This window comes from Phyllobacterium sp. SYP-B3895 (genome assembly GCF_009647635.1).
GTDB classification, from domain to species: domain Bacteria; phylum Pseudomonadota; class Alphaproteobacteria; order Rhizobiales; family Rhizobiaceae; genus Phyllobacterium; species Phyllobacterium pellucidum.
In genome coordinates this window covers 80,456-95,944 of sequence record NZ_WJIG01000002.1, presented here as the reverse complement: position 1 = coordinate 95,944, position 15,489 = coordinate 80,456, and the positions used below count along the sequence as shown (strand labels likewise).

The following is a 15,489-nucleotide window of genomic DNA, read 5'->3' as shown; positions in this document are numbered from 1 at the left end:
CCCGGGAGTTCGGTGTGCCGAAGAATTTGGCGACGGAGTCTCGCCTGCTCTTTCGGATGGTCTGGTTAGACTCCCGGTCCGAGGATGCATCGACCTTGCAAGCAGTATCTCGATGATGCCTGGAGAGTCTCTGGTGTCGGTCGTTGACGACGATGAATCTGTCCGGGAAGCTCTCCCGGACCTGATAAAGCTATTCGGGTTCGACGTTCGGGCGTTCTCCTCAGCGACGGAATTTCTCGAATCGAAAACAGTGGCTGATACAGGTTGCCTGGTGCTCGACGTCGCAATGCCGGGAATGTCGGGGCCCGATCTGCAGGAGGAACTCGTCAGGACCGGGGTATCAATTCCGATCATCTTCATCACAGCTCATAAGGACGAGAACGAGCGCCTCACACTTATCAAAAGCGGCGCCGTCGCGTGCCTGTTCAAACCCTTCAGTGCGGCGGTCCTCAGGGAGACGCTCGATCAGGTGTTTAAGAGCGGAAAGTCACCAGACGCTACCTCTTAGACATGGTGGAACTTGGTCCACCCGACACTTTAGGATACTGTTCCGCCAGTTTTTTAGTCCCTAAAATCAGCAGTCAGGCAAATCGCACGAGGAAGCGGATGCAACCAGATCTCGGTCGGATTCTCGATTCGTTACCGGGAATGGTATTTACCGCCGTGCCCGACGGATGCATCGATTACATGAACGAGAGCCTGGCCGCGCTAACGGGAATATCAACGCCCTGCACTTGGCCTGTAGCGGAAGCCGGCAACGAAAGCCGCAGTCAGATCGAGAATTGGCGTCAAGGTCTGGCGATGGGCAGTCCCTTTGAGATCGTTATCTCGGTTCTGGATGCCGCCGCAGTCCCTCGCGATCTAGTCGTCCGGTGTAATCCGATAATCGACGACGGACGGGTTGCGAAATGGTGCGGGATCGCGGTCGAGCCCCCCCCACCGCGCGAAACAGAATTCCAGCGGATTGTCGACAGCATCCCTGTCCCAGTCGCTGTCACTACGCCGTCTGGCGACGTCAGGTCTCTCAATCAGCCGGCCCTCGACTATTTCGGTATGTCCCTGGAAGCCCTCAAGGAATGGAAGGCGACCGAGGTCGTGCATCCTGATGACCTGAATCGCACGATCGACGATCAGATCGCCGCGCACGTCAACGGCACTTTCTACAATGTCGAAAGCCGCCACCTTCGGGCAGACGGCATCTATCGTTGGCACAACGTCCTAGGGATGCCCCTGCGCGACGCGGACGGAGAAATCCTCTGCTGGTTCCACCTGCTGGTCGACATCGATGACCGCAAGAGGGCCGAGATCGAACTGGCTGCTCAGCAACGCGAGGCCCGGCTGATCCCCGAAAGCATTCCGGCCGGCGTATCAGTCCTTTCGCCGGACGGCGGGATCGAAGCGGCGAACGGCCATCTTCTTCGATACTACGGGCGCACGCTTGACGAGATACGAATGTGGCCATGCCCTGACCTGGTCCATCCGGGCGACGTGCATCGCGTAGCCGACGTTCTAGGCAGCGCGATCGCTAACGGGTTGCCCTTCGACATCGAGCTTCGCCTCCGCGGCGCGGAGGGCAGATATCGGTGGTTTCAGGTAAACGGCCATCCGCTTAAGGACGATGACGGCGCCGTAATTCGATGGTATGTGCTGCATGTCGACGTGGACGATCGAAAGCGTGCCGAACAGGCGTTGAAAGACACCGAATATGATCTTCGCAAGATCATCAACGCATTGCCAGCCGCAGTGTGGACGACGCTTCCGGACGGCTACTGCGACTTTCTTAACGATCGATGGCTCGACTATGCAGGCTACACTGCGGAGGAGGCAGAGGGGTGGGGATGGGGCTCGGTGCTTCATCCCGACGATAAGGACGAGCTGGTGCGCGGCTGGAGCACATGCCTAAGCACCGGGCTCCCGATCGATCTCGAAGCGCGCATGCAAAGGTTTGACGGCGAATACCGGTGGTTCCTGTTTCGCGCCAACATCCTCCGTGACAGCGATGGAAGGATCGTTAAATGGCTTGGAACAAACGTCGATATCGAGGATCGCAAGCGCGCCGAACAGGCGCTTGCCGAAAGGGAGCGTGAGTCTCGTCTGATCGTCGACGGCATAGCAGGCATGATCGCGATATTCTCGCCTGCGGGCGAGTTGATGGGAGGCAATCAGCAGCTCCTCGACTATTTCCAGCTCCCGTTAGAAGAGGTGAAGCATTGGGACACCAACGGCATCACGCACCCTGAAGACCTTCAGCTCTGCATCGACACGTTCATGGGGTCGATCGTGTCGGGGGAGCCTTACGACTACGAGACCAGGTTTCGCCGGCATGACGGTGTATGGCGCTGGTTCCAACTTCGCGGTCTCCCACTCCGAGACGAAGAAGGTAGGATCCAGCGGTGGTACGGGCTGCTGACCGACGTCGACGACCGCAAGCGGGCCGAAGAAAAACTGCGTCAGAGCGAGGCGTTCCTTGCGGACGCCCAGCGTCTCAGTCGCACCGGAAGCTTCTCGATGATACTCGGCACCGAACGGATTACTTGGTCCGCCGAAACCTACCGCATCTTCGACGTCGATCCCGCGGCCCCGGAAGTGACATTCTCCACAGTGCTGTCTCGTGTTCATCCCGATAGCGTCCAGATGGTAAAGCATGTGATCGAGCAGGCCCGCAACGGCTGGGGCGACTTCGACTATGAGATTGTTCTGTCGATGCCGGACCAGTCTTCGAAAAATGTGCGTGTCCTTGCACACAGCGAGCGGAACAAGGATGGGGAGCAGGAGCTGACAGGCGCAATTCAAGACATCACGGATAGTCGAAAAGCGGAAGAGGCGCTCAACGAAGCGCGGTCGGAGCTTTCGTACGTGACGCGGGCGACCAGTCTTGGTGTCCTGACAGCGTCAATTGCACACGAACTCAACCAGCCGTTAGCCGGAATTGTGACGAACGCCAGCACTTGCCTCCTCGCGCTGGGTGCGGAACCGCCGAATATCGACGTTGCGAACGACACGGCACGTCGGATGATCCGCGATGCCAACCGTTCGGCCGACGTCATCGTTCGGCTGCGCGCGCTGTTCAGTAGGAAACCTCCCGTTATTGAACCGGTTGATATGAATGAGGTCGCGATGGAAGCCATCGCTCTGGCCACGAGCGACCTGCAACGGGCGCGCCTCGCGGTTACGACGCATCTGAACGGAGAGTTACCGCCGGTTGCCGGCGCGCGCGTTCAGCTCCAGCAGGTCATCATGAACCTCCTCCGAAATGCGATTGATGCGATGTCCGAGGCGGGCGGACGCACTCGGCGCATCATTATCCGGACAGAGCTTAGCGCAGGCGGCGACGTTCAGCTCTCCGTTGAGGACGCGGGCGTTGGGCTGCCGGCCGACGATATGGACCGGATATTCGACTCCTTCTATACTACAAAGCAGGATGGTATGGGGATCGGACTTTCCGTAAGCCGATCGATCGTCGAGAACCACAATGGACGGCTGTGGGCCCGCGCAAACGAGGAACAAGGAGTAACAGTATCCTTCACGCTGCCGCCATATGTGTCGGCGGCCACGGCGCAGAATGAGACGTTACACCTTTAGGCGTTGCCGCCATCCAATCGCTTTTTTGACCACAGCCGCTGCACGTTCCTAATGGTCGACCCACCTCGCCCAGTTTATCAGCCGGTCCTTCGGGAAGGTGCCGCTCTAGCAGATGCGTCCGCTGCCTACTTCGCGGCGCTCCTTCGGATGTTCGCCAAAGCAGGTACGTGACTGACATCCATCGCATCAACGCGAGGGACTACGGCCTTGCGCAGGACTGGTCTTGCAACCCGATCGTCGGTTTTTGCAAGGACATGGGGGCGCCTTCTGGTGCCGCCGAAGTTTCCTGGCCTGGCGACGAGCATGGGCGACGTCCTGCAGGAGTTGATGCCTAAGAACGGCTGGAGCGGGGCGAAAGATCGGGTAAGCAAGATGCGCGAACGCTCGAAGTTCGACCGGTTCGGGAAACCTATCGGCGTCGGGGCGCTTTCGGACACGTTCCGCGGTTATCAAAGCAGCCCCAAGAAGGGCGAAGCTCGCCGCGCAATCAGCCGCCAGACAAACCACACAACGCCAAAGTTACGGTTGTCTTCGATCAAAAGCTTCCGAATGTGCCCGGCAATAGCATGCGCGGCGTATTGGTTGAATATGGTCCAGGTGGCTCCAACCCGTCGCACACTCATACCAAGAGCGCCTTTATCTATGCTACGGTCATCGAGGGGCGCATCAAAACCCAGATCAACGACGGCAAGGTGAAGGTCTACAATACCGGTGAAAACTGTTTGAAGTCCCGCGCGATCACCACCGCGTCAGCGCTAATGCGGGCAAGAAGGAATCAGCGAAGATTCTCGCGGTTTTGTGTCGACACCGATGAAACCCAGTTGACAAAACCTGACAAATAACGCGGTTGCCGCCGGTATCATATTGGACAATGAATGAATGAATTGCCCTTACGAAGCTTTCGCGGTGACCGCGAAAGCTGACAGCTAGATCAGGGGAAATTACCCTTCCCCCAACCGGCTTTCTGGCGTCGCCCCCGATTTCTGGCTCGACTGACGGAGCGTTTTGATGTTGCAAAACCGGGACCGCACTCCGTGATCCAGTCCGCATTGCCGCTGCGCCGAATGACGCGATAGATTGGCTATGACTTAAGTCTCGTGTCTTAATGCCTTCTTGTCTTTTAGTTCACAACGGGTTTGCTCGATGTCCCAGCTACGTTCTTTCTTAAAGCCCAAAGCGGAAGTCGTTACCTTCGATTGTTATGGCACGCTCGTGCAATGGTTTGAGGTCCTCCAGCAAGAGATTGAAGTGGCGCTTGCGAAGCAGCGCGCCAGTAAGGCAAGCGCGTCGTCGATCCTCGACAGCTTCTCTGCCCAGGGACGGCGTCTGACGGCGGAGCGGCCGTACCGGCTCTATAAGGACATCCTCCGCATCGGCTTCGCGGCCGCCTTTGCCGAGCATGGTCTAACGCCCAGCGAGGACGAGATCGAACGCATCGCGTCTTCGCCAATGAGTATGGGACCGCACCCGGAAGTGCCGGACGTCCTGCGGCGGCTGCGCGAGCGCTACAAGCTGGCGATCTTCACGAACTCCGACGACGATCTCATCGCTCCCACCGTTGCGCGCATCGGAGTGCCCTTCGACTACGTCATCACCGCCGAACAGGCGCAGGCCTACAAGCCATCGCGACAACTCTTCGAGTATGCCTATCATAGGATGGACGTCACACCCGACCAAACCGTGCACGTCGCGATGGGTATGTATTGGGACATGAAAGCGCGTCACGAACTGGGCTTACGGGGTATCTGGGTGAATCGCCGGGGAGAAACCGGCAATCCAGACTGGCTGCCTTATGCGGAAGTGTCGGACTTAAACGGAGCCGCCGATTTGCTCCTGGCCCATCAAGACTGATTTGCAGGTGTCTTCTCCGCGCGACGGCGGACCATCGTCCTAACGGGTCCGGCGCTCGTTCGCTGATACCTCGCACTAGGATCGGGAGAGCTGGGCCTCGACCGCGGCTTTGTCGAGCACTGACCATACTCTGGCAATCTTACCGCCTTCATACTCATAGAAGACGTTTTCGCAAAACTTCACGCGTTTCCCGTTGACGGGAAGGCCAAGGAACTCGCCGCTTGGGCTGATGTCAAATTCGAGACGGCTCGCCACCGTTTTCCGATCGGACACCAGAATGCTTACCTTGAAATGCAGGTCGGGGATTTCACGGAATTCCCGTTCCCGGGCCTGGCGATATGCCACAAAACCGACCCTCTCTCCATTATAGGAAACCTCGGTGCCGACATATTTTCCAAGATTGTCCCAGTCCTGGGAGTTGAGACAGTCGATGTAACCTTGGTACAAATCGGCCAGAGCGGTCGCCATTTGTATTCTCCTTTCTCTCAAGTCATTTGCTTGTGCAAGTTGATGACAGCGTCAGCGAAAGCGCTTGGCCGTTCCTGCGGCACGTTGTGACCCGCGTCGACGACGCGGTGTTCGTGAAAGCCCGCGAAGGAAACTGCTCCGTTAATTATCAAAACGGCGCAGGTTTCCCCTTTTGCATCATTGCCACAAGGAAAACGCAGGCGAGCGCGCCCAAGGCCGCAACAGAGAAGCCGTCAATAAATGACAGCACGGCGGCTTGACGCGCCACAGCGGTCGCGAGCAAGCTCGTGGCCTGTGCAGTCGCAGCTGCTGGATCGCTTGTGTGCAGTCCTGACGCAATCCGAAAAGCCGCTATCCTGTCGAGTGTCAATCCGGCGATCCCGTCGATGTGCAGGCCTATGAGGTTCGAATGAAGTTGTTCGCGTAGGCGAACATAGGTCTGCATGAATGCAGTGCCAATTTCTCCGCCAAACAAGCGGCTGATCTGGATGAGGGCGCCGATCGTGAGCGCCTCGGCAGGGTTGATCGATCTCACAATCAATACCACCAAGGCCGTCAGTGCAAAGGATTGACCTAAGGCCTGTAGAATCTGCGAGGGAAGGAAATCGCTTGTTGCCCATTGACTTGTCAGGTTCGTAGCCATCAGACAGGCTACGCCAACCACCGCAGCCCCAATCGCAAGGACCCATCTCCCATCGACACGTCTGAGCAGCGCGCCTAAGGGAATCACAATGAGAAGTTGCGGAAGCGCAATCCAGAGTAGCACTGAGCCCACCTGAAGCTCCCGAAAATTCTGTACGGTCTGAAGGTAGGTGGGAATAATGTACGCTGTCGATAGAATAATGAAACGAAAGCCCGCGAGCAGGAGCAGCAGCAAGACCAGATTCTCGCGGAAAATCAGTCGGATGTTTATGAAAGGGTGGTCCGTACCAAGCTCGCGAACAATGAACGCGACAGTGAGCAAGGAACCGGACGCCAACAAGGCGCTGATCATTCCGTTGTTGATCCAATCCAGTCGATTGCCCTGATCCAGACCCGCGTACAACAAACTGAACCCGATGGCGGCATAGGCCACACCTGGCCAGTCGAACCGGCGCAGAAGGTCAGTTTTGATTTCCTCCCGAGGGACGCCATGCCAAACACACACCGCCATAACCGGCAGCATCACGCAGTACTGCCAGGATATCCATGCCCACGACCAATTGTCGGAATACCAGCCCTCCAGAGATGCTGCTACATTAAGGGATAACTCGATATTCATCGCATAGATGGCGATCCCGTAGATGACCATGGTTACGGGGAGGCTCCGCACTATAAAACTGATCGTGAGCGGAATGAACGTTCCTGATCCTACGCCTGCCAGAAACTGCATGGTCAGGAATGCGGCAAGGTTGGGAGAGAATGGAGCCAGAAGGCTCGCGACGAAAAACAGGATGATCCCGAGAAGCAGAATTCGGCGAACACCGAATACCGCGCCGAGATATGGCGATGTGACACCGATCAGCATCTGGCCGACTGCGAAACTGGTGGTGATCCAAGCCCCTTCGTCATAGCCTGCGCCAAGCGCCCCACGCAGATCCGCAAGGCCAAAACTTGTAACACGGCTGCCCAGCGTGGCCATGACCGCACCCAACATTACGCCGACGAGACCGATATACGGGCGGTACGAATCGATCGAAAGTCGGGGATGCTGTTCCGAAACCGGATGGAGGGCAATTCCCGCCGAGCTGAAGGGCCCCGCTTGGAGACTCATGGCTGTGGCGAGGCTTTGGCAGAACTGAGGCGTGGCTCAGTAGCGGACCTCGTGTCGATTGTCGCTTGTACCGACATTCCCGGCCGTACAAGCTCGCCAAGGGCCGGGTTGGCATCGAGCACAATCTTTACCGGCACCCGCTGCACAACTTTCGTAAAGTTGCCCGTCGCGTTGTCAGGCGGCAGAAGTGCGAAGGTCGAACCTGTACCTGGTGACCAGCTGTCCACATGGCCGGTCAGCACGACACCGGGAAAGGCATCGACCGTTACTTTGGCGAGTTGACCCACCCTGATATTCGTCAGTTGGGTCTCTTTGTAGTTCGCCGTTACCCATAAATTCGGCATGGGAACAATGGCGATGACCTGTGTCCCGACATTGACAAATTGACCGGACCTAACCTGACGTTGACCGACAAGGCCTTCGGCCGGCGCAAGAACGCGTGTGTAACGAAGATTATTCTCGGCGAGACCGACCTGCGCCTCGGAAGCCTTCACCTGAGCGGCAAGCAATTGCTCCTGTCCGTCGAGTCCGGCGAGCAGTGCGTTCTGCTGATCGAGCTGTGCCTTACTCAATTCGAGCTGGGCATTGGCGCGCTTTTCGGTTGCGTCCGCTTGTTCAACCAATTGTTCGGTGCTTGCAATCCGCGTATCGAGAAGCCTGTGCTGGCGGGTCAGCTCGAGCGACGACCGTATAAGGTCTGCATTCGCAGCCGCGATCGTCGCCTCGGCCTGTCTCACGAGGGCGCGTTGTACATCGCGCTGATAGGCCAGATTGGCAAGTGAAGCGCGCGCCGAAGCGAGGTTCGCTTCAGCAAAGGCAAGCTGTGCGCGATAATCGGAAGGTTCAATTTCGACAATGAGGTCGCCCTTGTGAACGGCTTGATAATCTCCCACCGCGACAGTAGCTACATAGCCGGAGACCTTTGCAGAAAGCGGCGTGACGTCTCCTGCAACGAAGGCGTCCTGTGTTACCTGGAAACGGGCGTTGCCAATCCATTTATTCCAATTGGCGGCAACGAGCCATGCCAGCAAGGCGACCGCGAATACGAAAAGAACACGTAGCAAAGGAAAAAGCCATCGTCTGCGCTTGGTGCTCTCGGTGTCTCCGGTCGCTGTTGACGATCCACTCTCCAATTTGATTCCCCAATAAGTTCGTTTGATCGCCGCGATAGACTGGGAACGAGTGCGTGCATTGACGGTTATATCGTGGCTTTGATCTGCTTGCCAACTAACGGTTCTGCTGTCATTCCAAGACGCTGTGGGCGGATGCGAACGGCGCATATGGCGCGACATTCGCCTTCTCCATCCCGGTAAGCGAAGTGACAAGAGACGCCAAACCGAGACAGTTCCCAGTAAAACGCCCTATTGCGGTGGCTAACACGAAACTCCAGTTCAGTCATAATAGTCAGGCAGCAGCTTCAAGCTATCCGCCTGCTGCTTGTCGTGGTTTATGAACATGGTCGCGTTATACTGTTTTATCAGCGCCCGCACACGGTCCATTGATGCAATCGACTGTGCTTTGTCGACGTTCAACGCGGGAACGATGTCATGCTCGAAGTTGCTCTCGAGATGCACGACGTCTCCCGACAGGATGACATATCCGGTTTGGGCCAGATGAACCATGAGCGACTGGCTCCCCGGCGTGTGCCCAGGTGTCGATAGCAATCTGACGCTTCCATCGCGAAAAAAGTCAACATCCCCGGTCACGAGTTCCAGGCGGCCGGGGTCCCCGAGTAATTTCTTAGCAAGTTTCACAAGCGTGTTCAGGTTTGGATCTGACGGCGGAGGCGAGTTGATCCAAACGTATTCGGCTTTCTGCATCACAACTGTCGCATCCGGAAATAACCCGACGTTTCCGATGTGATCGCCATGCGTATGGGAAACGAGGACGTAGTTGATATCAGCAGGTTTCAGACCGAGTTGCGCGAGCTGAGAGGAGATCGTTCTGTCGAGATGATAGACGATGAGGCTAGGAAGCGTAGACCAGCCCTTCGGATCGCCAATTGTCCCTTCCGGAACACCGGTGTCCCACATCAGATATTCCGTTCCACGCTGTATGAGGTAACACGTCGATGAGAATTCGATCGATTTTCCTTTGTTCTCGCCCGGCGTCCAGACGGACTCGTCATTTGCTAAGGAGTGGCCGCAATCCACCCTGTATAGCCGATCGATTGTCTTAGAAGACGCGCCAGCCGCGGACGCAACTTCTCCATCGAAGGTGAGCGAGGCGAGCGCTAGGGCGACCATGGTCGAGGACAGAGAATAAGTTTTCATTTTCATTGCTCCTATCAAGAATTCCTGTTCGGGACGCGACCACGGAAAATATAGCTGTGTACTGTGTCCTGCCGAGATTGCACTTAGGTATCGCCTTTGGATGACCGCGAATGACCGGTCGCGTATGCCCTGGCGGTACAGAGGCTGCGTTGGTGCCAGGATGGGTGCGCCACCAGAGCAGCCCGATCGGGCGCTTCGCCTGAAGGATCGTGAAGGAGTGGGGTCCGACGCTTCCCCGGGAAGGGATGTCGGCACGGGACCCCTGCCGGAAGAAGTGATCCTCGCTGACGCAAGGCCTACCGAGTGCGTTTGCGCCAAGATCGAAAGCTCAGGCAAAGCCTTTTCCCCGCGTTTGTGGCGGCGACGAGGAATAAAATCGGCGACAATCTCTAGTTGTGGGCGCACCGGTCCGAGCAATTTTGAACGCAGACGCCCATCCGCTTTCGGCCTTGACCGGACATCATCGACCGTCTAGCGGACTGGCAGCTTCAGGAATTCGCCAAGGCGGTTCGAACGACCGAAATGGAGGCGCGAAGCGGGCAGTCGCGCCAGAATTGCCAAACGCCAGCTTCGGGGCCGGAAGCCGTCGGTCCCTTATCGGGGCGGCTCGGCGAATAGCCGCCATTCGGCAAGCGACCTCAAGTAGGTCATTCCACTATCTGTTGGACTCCCCGAAAGCTGCCGCTGGAGAGCGAACGAATAGTCGATACTAGATTGGGTACACTCTCGAACACTGTCTGAGGCGGTGCATTCGGATATTATTTCCGTCCCGCGCTAGTCGCAGCAAGATTCAGCCAGGCTGGCATGTTGTTCCTGATAGTGCTGCCCCATGTTGGCCGCCAACGCCAACAGTATTGTGCTGTCGCCGCACTTGCGGACCCTCTGCAACCCGACCAGCGTCGGGCAAGTGCTGACCTCATACACAAAGGGGTCAAAAGTTCAACGCCCATTGACACCTTTCGCGCTCACAGTAATCGGTCTCCTCGAAACGGAGCCGAAGCGTCGGCCTTCCTCGACGCGTCTGCTTGGGTGAAAAGCCCTGCTTTTTCAGCAAGCGTATCAGCTCTTTAAAAAACAAAGTGACAGCGCCCGGCGGCCGCATTCCCGACGGTGCATTCATGACGGCCGGTACACCTACTTGGGTCTGGGTCACGTGTCATTTAAGAATTCAGGTTATTGCCGTTCCAATCTCAAACAAGTGCCTGATCCTCTTCACCAAACCCGGGACCGCATGAATGCCTGCAATCTCGTCACTGTTACCGAACAGATGCTTCTCCGCTTCGGCGCGCCGCGATAGAATAAGACTGAGTTCTTCCACCAGGCTTGGTCGATCGTGCAGCAGCGGAGCCAAGGTAGACTTGGCGATCTCGTAAACAACGGTGTAGGCAAGGGCGCGTACGGAACCGGTCTCTCCAGCTCCAGTCAGGAGGCTGGCTTCGCCGAAATAATCCCCAGGCGCGAGCCTGTTCAATTCGAGCTGCCGACGTTCTTCCTTGCGGGTAACGACCAGAACACCCGTCCGAACTATCACCAATGATTTCATCTCGCAGCCCTGTTCGGCGACAACCTCGTCTTTGTGGAAGGTCCGACGCGACATGGCGTTGGCTAGAACTTCCTTTTCGTCCTCGGTGAGTGTCTTGAAGAGTGGCATCGCATCGAGTAGCCGCATTTGTGTTGAGCGCATAGTGGACAGCGTGTCCGTCTTGGCTGGCAGGGAGCCATGCTCGCCTACAGCTGATGCCAACGGTAGACCGGCCGCCAGACTGTGCCGATAGATCAGATCGAATATTTCATTCTGCGCTTCTCCGGCCCTGGCGATGTCAGTCACGCGAAAGAACAATTCCACCTCGACGGCCGAACCATCGAGCGATTTGATCTGAATACCGGGCTCGGGGGAATTCAATATCGTGGTGGAGCTCAAGAGAACCGAGCGCATGAGATCTGCAATAGCCGAGGGCCTGGTGGTGGGCGAAAAACGCACGGTGATACTCACGCCGTGGCTCCGGTCAGGGCTGCTGATATTGATCAACCTTGCCTTTGCAAGGTCGCTGTTTGGCAGGATCACGAGGTCGTTTTTATTGTTGAGAAGATGTGTTGCACGCCAATTGGTTTCGACAACCCTGCCCTCGGTGCCATCGCCAAGCACAATCAGATCACCTATGACGTACGGCCTTCCAAGATTAAGGGCGATGCCCGAAAAGACATCGCTCAATGTACTTTGCAGGGCAAGGCCAAGAATGATGGCAAGTACGCCGGATGTGGCGATAAGCGTGCCGACGGGAAGGCTGAAGACATTGGCGACGACGGAGAGAACCGCTCCCAGATAGATAATGCCGACGACGAGATCCTGTATCAGCCGCCCTTCGCGTGGGCGCCGTTCAAAGATCAGGAACACACGGGCGAATCCAACGAGCGCCCAGGCAGCGTTGATCCACCAGATAACCTTTGCGATTCCAATGAATATTTTCTGGACGCCGGAGGCAGTGGGCGGGCCTGCCTGATATGGCACTATATCATGGTAAAGCAGCAGCACAGTCAAAACTACAAAAAACGTAACCTGAAAGATCAGGTGCCATGTCGGGTTGTTGCGTAGCGCCACCCGCGAGACAAATGCACCCGCAGCCGCAAGTGTCCCGGCCTGAATAGTGGGATCGGTGATCACGTCGGAGAGCGTCATTCTGAAAAGCACGCTAGATCGCTTCCGCTCCACCTACAAGCGTCCTTCTCACAAAGCGGTGGCTCGCTGCAGCCAAGCGGCCACCCCTGTATCCACTTCTTAAAACCGGAGCGCGGATCATGCATCATTTCGATTGTAGAGTTTTTAGCACCAATCGAATTCAACAACAAAACAGCCATTATCGGCATTTTCAAAGAAAAAGTTTCTGAGCGGGGCTTTTGCAGGGACGAGAGATTTTTGAGATTGTTTGACTTTAAAAGCGCGTCGGTGGCGATTTTCGCCGCCGAGCAGTTTCCACCTTGGTTCATTTCGCACTTGCCTAAGTTGGGATCGGCGAAGCGGCCAGCGCAGACGTGCCTCCCACATTTCGCACCAAGAAAGAATGGATCTGCGCGATGACGGCCGCGCCTTCACCGACGGCGGCCGCGACCCGCTTTGTGGAGCCGGCCCGTGCGTCTCCAATGGCAAAGATGCCAGGGCAACTCGTTTCCAGCGGCAGTCGCTCCCCATGGCCGATACCGTCTCCCGTGAGAACGAAGCCCTTTCCGTCGATCGCGACACAGCCGTCAAGCCAGCTGGTATTAGGATCGGCGCCAATAAACAGGAAGAGATGGCGCGAAGCACACTCCTCGGTCTCGCCGGTTCGGACGTCACGGAAGGTGGCGCCGGTCAAACCTGTCTCTCGGTCGCCATGCAAGCCCACAATCTCCCTGCCCACATGGAGTTCGACATTGGCCAATACCGCGAGCCGGTCGATCAGATACTGGGACATAGTCTGCTCGAGTGGTCGCCGGACCACGAGATGCAGGTGCCTGACCTGTGGTGCGAGGTAAGCAACGGCCTGGCCGGCCGAGTTCCCGCCGCCGACGAGAGTGACTTCCTCTCCGGCGCAGAGGCGGGCCTCGATCGGCGATGCCCAGTAGGAGACGCCGGCTCCCTCCAGCTCTTCGATATTGGTGACATCAGGCCGTCGGTAGCGCGCTCCTGACGCGATCACGATGGAACGCGCCCGTGCGGTACACCCATTGCTGAGCTCGAGAGAGAAAGGAGCTTCCGACTCAGGTCCATGACAGCACAGCTTTCCGACAGTCAGTGGGATCGCAAGCTCGGCACCGAACTTCGTCGCTTGATTGAAGGCCCGGCCCGCAAGAGCCTGTCCGGAGATACCAGTTGGGAAGCCGAGATAATTTTCGATCCGGGCGGATGCGCCCGCCTGGCCGCCGAAAGCGCGCGAATCGAGAACCAAAACAGACAGCCCCTCAGATGCCCCATAGACAGCCGTGGCCAGTCCAGCCGGTCCCGCTCCGACGACTGCCACGTCATAGACATTCTTCGGATCGAGATCCGGCACGACGCCCAGACAGGACGCAGCATCCGCGTCGCTCGGATTTCTGAGCAATGTGCCGTTTGGGCAGATCATCAACGGCAGATCTTCAGGTGCGATGCCGAGCCGTTCGACCAGCTCGCGCCCCTCGGCCTCGCATGCGGCGACGAGGGCGTGGGGATAGCCGTTGCGGGTGAGAAATCCAGACAACCTCACGATGTCGGGAGCATCCCGGCGTCCAACCAGAATCGACCCTGCACCGCCGGCCCGCCCTTCTTCGATCAGCGAGACGCGACGGAGGATGTAGGCGCGCATGATCGCCTCACCAACATCCGCCGACCCGATGACAAGCGCGCGAAGATGTGGGGCATCAAAGGGTATTGCAATTACGCCCTTCTCGCCCGCGACCACCGATGCCAGGGTTGCATGACCAGACAACTGGTTGGTCTCGCCGGTGAACTGGCCCGGACCGTAAGTGGCGATCACGGACGACCTGCCAGCCGCACCGCGCTGAATTGCATCGGCGGAGCCCTCTAGAATAAGCCAGGCAGGCACGTTGCGGGTTCCGATCTCATAGAGGATGTCGCCTGGGCCGAAGCGCCTCGGCTCGCCGCTCGCGAAGCGTCGAGCCATCCCGATTTGGAAAGTCGAAAGTGTTGGATATGCTTGTTCCCGCCGAGCATCGGTGATCGCCATTGTGTGAACTCCATATCGGACTATCCCGATGATCTCGTCAGTTTATCCTGTGCACTACAAAACCAAACAATTTCCGAGGGCTCTCTGTTCGCGGACGTTTCCACGCATCCCATAGCCGGGCGCCAAGGCGAAGACCGCGGTTTCACCGCTCCCCTTCGTTCGTGCAATGCAGGGTCACGGCAGCGCATTGACCGCGATAGGTATTCTCCAACATTCGTCCCTCCATTCGTAATGTCTGCGCGGATGGCTGCGATCCGCCCAAACATCCTACGCGCCCTCGTTGTTCAGGCGGATAGTCAAATTCGGCGACCAGTTATCGGCCAAACGGCAGAGTTCATCCCGGCATAGCCTCGAATTGCGGCGCCTCGAGCGGAACGGCCCAAGCGAGCCGGCGCTTGGTGAACATTTCAGCACAGCATGACGCCTTCGCGGTTGTCGAGGCCGCCGATCGTGACGAAGACCATGCCCGGATAGCTTTCCCCGTTGCTGGTGAACAGTCTTGCGCCGCAAGCGGGACAGAAATTACGGTCCAGCCCATTTCCCGAAGAAGCGGTGTAATGAAAAGCCTGGGGTTGACCGCTTAGGAGAGTGAAATCATCTTCAGCTACGCAGAGAAGTGTCATCGCTTCGCCGCCCGATGCCCTTTTGCAGTCGATACAATGGCAGACAGCGACAAAGTCGGAATTGATGTCGAACCCGAATCTCACGCGGCGCATGCGCATTGGCCGGTATGTTTGTTTACCATAGCAGTGTACCTCGATGCATTAGGATAACCCCGCTGATCCCCAGTAACACATAGCAATTATGCCTCCTTAGTTTGGACAGGGTTGCCCCGCGGCCCCCCAAAGAGCCATGTCTTTGACAT

Annotated in this window: 10 protein-coding genes and 2 pseudogenes; 4 read left to right on the top strand and 8 right to left on the bottom strand. The window is 57.4% G+C overall.

Annotated features, from left to right (window positions below):
- Nucleotides 1-112 precede the first annotated feature (112 nt).
- The 4 genes and pseudogenes from GF108_RS06945 (at nt 113) to GF108_RS06930 (ending at nt 5,433) form a co-directional block, all read left to right on the top strand.
- Complete coding sequence (locus GF108_RS06945) at nt 113-508, top strand: response regulator transcription factor (protein WP_153667409.1); 396 nt, start codon at nt 113-115, stop codon at nt 506-508.
- Between the two features lie 2 nt (nt 509-510).
- The gene (locus GF108_RS06940; protein WP_246663881.1) at nt 511-3,582 is read left to right on the top strand and encodes a PAS domain-containing sensor histidine kinase; all 3,072 of its coding nucleotides are present in this window, start codon (nt 511-513) and stop codon (nt 3,580-3,582) included.
- Between the two features lie 497 nt (nt 3,583-4,079).
- Nucleotides 4,080-4,424, top strand: a pseudogene (locus tag GF108_RS06935) (cupin domain-containing protein); the annotation flags it as partial.
- Nucleotides 4,425-4,725: 301 nt separating this feature from the next.
- Nucleotides 4,726-5,433: a haloacid dehalogenase type II gene (locus GF108_RS06930; RefSeq protein WP_153667408.1), complete on the top strand. Its 708-nt coding sequence runs from the start codon at nt 4,726-4,728 to the stop codon at nt 5,431-5,433.
- Nucleotides 5,434-5,508: 75 nt separating this feature from the next.
- Here the strand turns inward: GF108_RS06930 and GF108_RS06925 are convergent, their stop codons facing one another.
- From GF108_RS06925 to GF108_RS06890, 8 genes and pseudogenes are all read right to left on the bottom strand, one after another.
- Nucleotides 5,509-5,901: an ester cyclase gene (locus tag GF108_RS06925; protein WP_153667407.1), complete on the bottom strand. Its 393-nt coding sequence runs from the start codon at nt 5,899-5,901 to the stop codon at nt 5,509-5,511.
- Nucleotides 5,902-6,049: 148 nt separating this feature from the next.
- The gene (locus tag GF108_RS06920; protein WP_153667406.1) at nt 6,050-7,654 is read right to left on the bottom strand and encodes an MFS transporter; all 1,605 of its coding nucleotides are present in this window, start codon (nt 7,652-7,654) and stop codon (nt 6,050-6,052) included.
- On the bottom strand, nt 7,651-8,946 hold the full coding sequence (locus GF108_RS06915; protein WP_246663879.1) for an HlyD family secretion protein: 1,296 nt from the start codon (nt 8,944-8,946) through the stop codon (nt 7,651-7,653). Before GF108_RS06915 ends, GF108_RS06920 begins: the two co-directional genes overlap by 4 nt.
- Before the next feature lie 99 nt (nt 8,947-9,045).
- The gene (locus tag GF108_RS06910) at nt 9,046-9,927 is read right to left on the bottom strand and encodes an N-acyl homoserine lactonase family protein (RefSeq protein WP_246663878.1); all 882 of its coding nucleotides are present in this window, start codon (nt 9,925-9,927) and stop codon (nt 9,046-9,048) included.
- Between the two features lie 1,168 nt (nt 9,928-11,095).
- Nucleotides 11,096-12,616, bottom strand: coding sequence for a mechanosensitive ion channel family protein (locus tag GF108_RS06905; protein ID WP_091922327.1), 1,521 nt, complete (start codon nt 12,614-12,616; stop codon nt 11,096-11,098).
- A complete protein-coding gene (locus tag GF108_RS06900; RefSeq protein WP_153667404.1) occupies nt 12,601-12,912 on the bottom strand; it encodes a hypothetical protein in 312 nt (103 codons plus the stop codon). The genes GF108_RS06905 and GF108_RS06900 overlap by 16 nt, the downstream gene beginning before the upstream one ends.
- Before the next feature lie 11 nt (nt 12,913-12,923).
- The gene (locus GF108_RS06895) at nt 12,924-14,624 is read right to left on the bottom strand and encodes an FAD-dependent oxidoreductase (protein ID WP_113282198.1); all 1,701 of its coding nucleotides are present in this window, start codon (nt 14,622-14,624) and stop codon (nt 12,924-12,926) included.
- Nucleotides 14,625-14,958: 334 nt separating this feature from the next.
- Nucleotides 14,959-15,369 (bottom strand): annotated as a pseudogene (locus GF108_RS06890) (GFA family protein).
- Nucleotides 15,370-15,489 lie beyond the last annotated feature (120 nt).

Excerpts from the sequence above, each read along its gene's own strand:
- GF108_RS06900 (WP_153667404.1), bottom strand. The coding sequence starts at position 12,912 with ATGAACCAAGGTGGAAACTGCTCGGCGGCGAAAATCGCCACCGACGCG.
- GF108_RS06910 (WP_246663878.1), bottom strand. The coding sequence starts at position 9,927 with ATGAAAACTTATTCTCTGTCCTCGACCATGGTCGCCCTAGCGCTCGCC.
- GF108_RS06895 (WP_113282198.1), bottom strand. The coding sequence starts at position 14,624 with ATGGCGATCACCGATGCTCGGCGGGAACAAGCATATCCAACACTTTCG.
- GF108_RS06920 (WP_153667406.1), bottom strand. The coding sequence starts at position 7,654 with ATGAGTCTCCAAGCGGGGCCCTTCAGCTCGGCGGGAATTGCCCTCCAT.
- GF108_RS06940 (WP_246663881.1), top strand. The coding sequence starts at position 511 with ATGGTGGAACTTGGTCCACCCGACACTTTAGGATACTGTTCCGCCAGT.
- GF108_RS06945 (WP_153667409.1), top strand. The coding sequence starts at position 113 with ATGATGCCTGGAGAGTCTCTGGTGTCGGTCGTTGACGACGATGAATCT.
- GF108_RS06915 (WP_246663879.1), bottom strand. The coding sequence starts at position 8,946 with ATGTCGCGCCATATGCGCCGTTCGCATCCGCCCACAGCGTCTTGGAAT.
- GF108_RS06925 (WP_153667407.1), bottom strand. The coding sequence starts at position 5,901 with ATGGCGACCGCTCTGGCCGATTTGTACCAAGGTTACATCGACTGTCTC.
- GF108_RS06930 (WP_153667408.1), top strand. The coding sequence starts at position 4,726 with ATGTCCCAGCTACGTTCTTTCTTAAAGCCCAAAGCGGAAGTCGTTACC.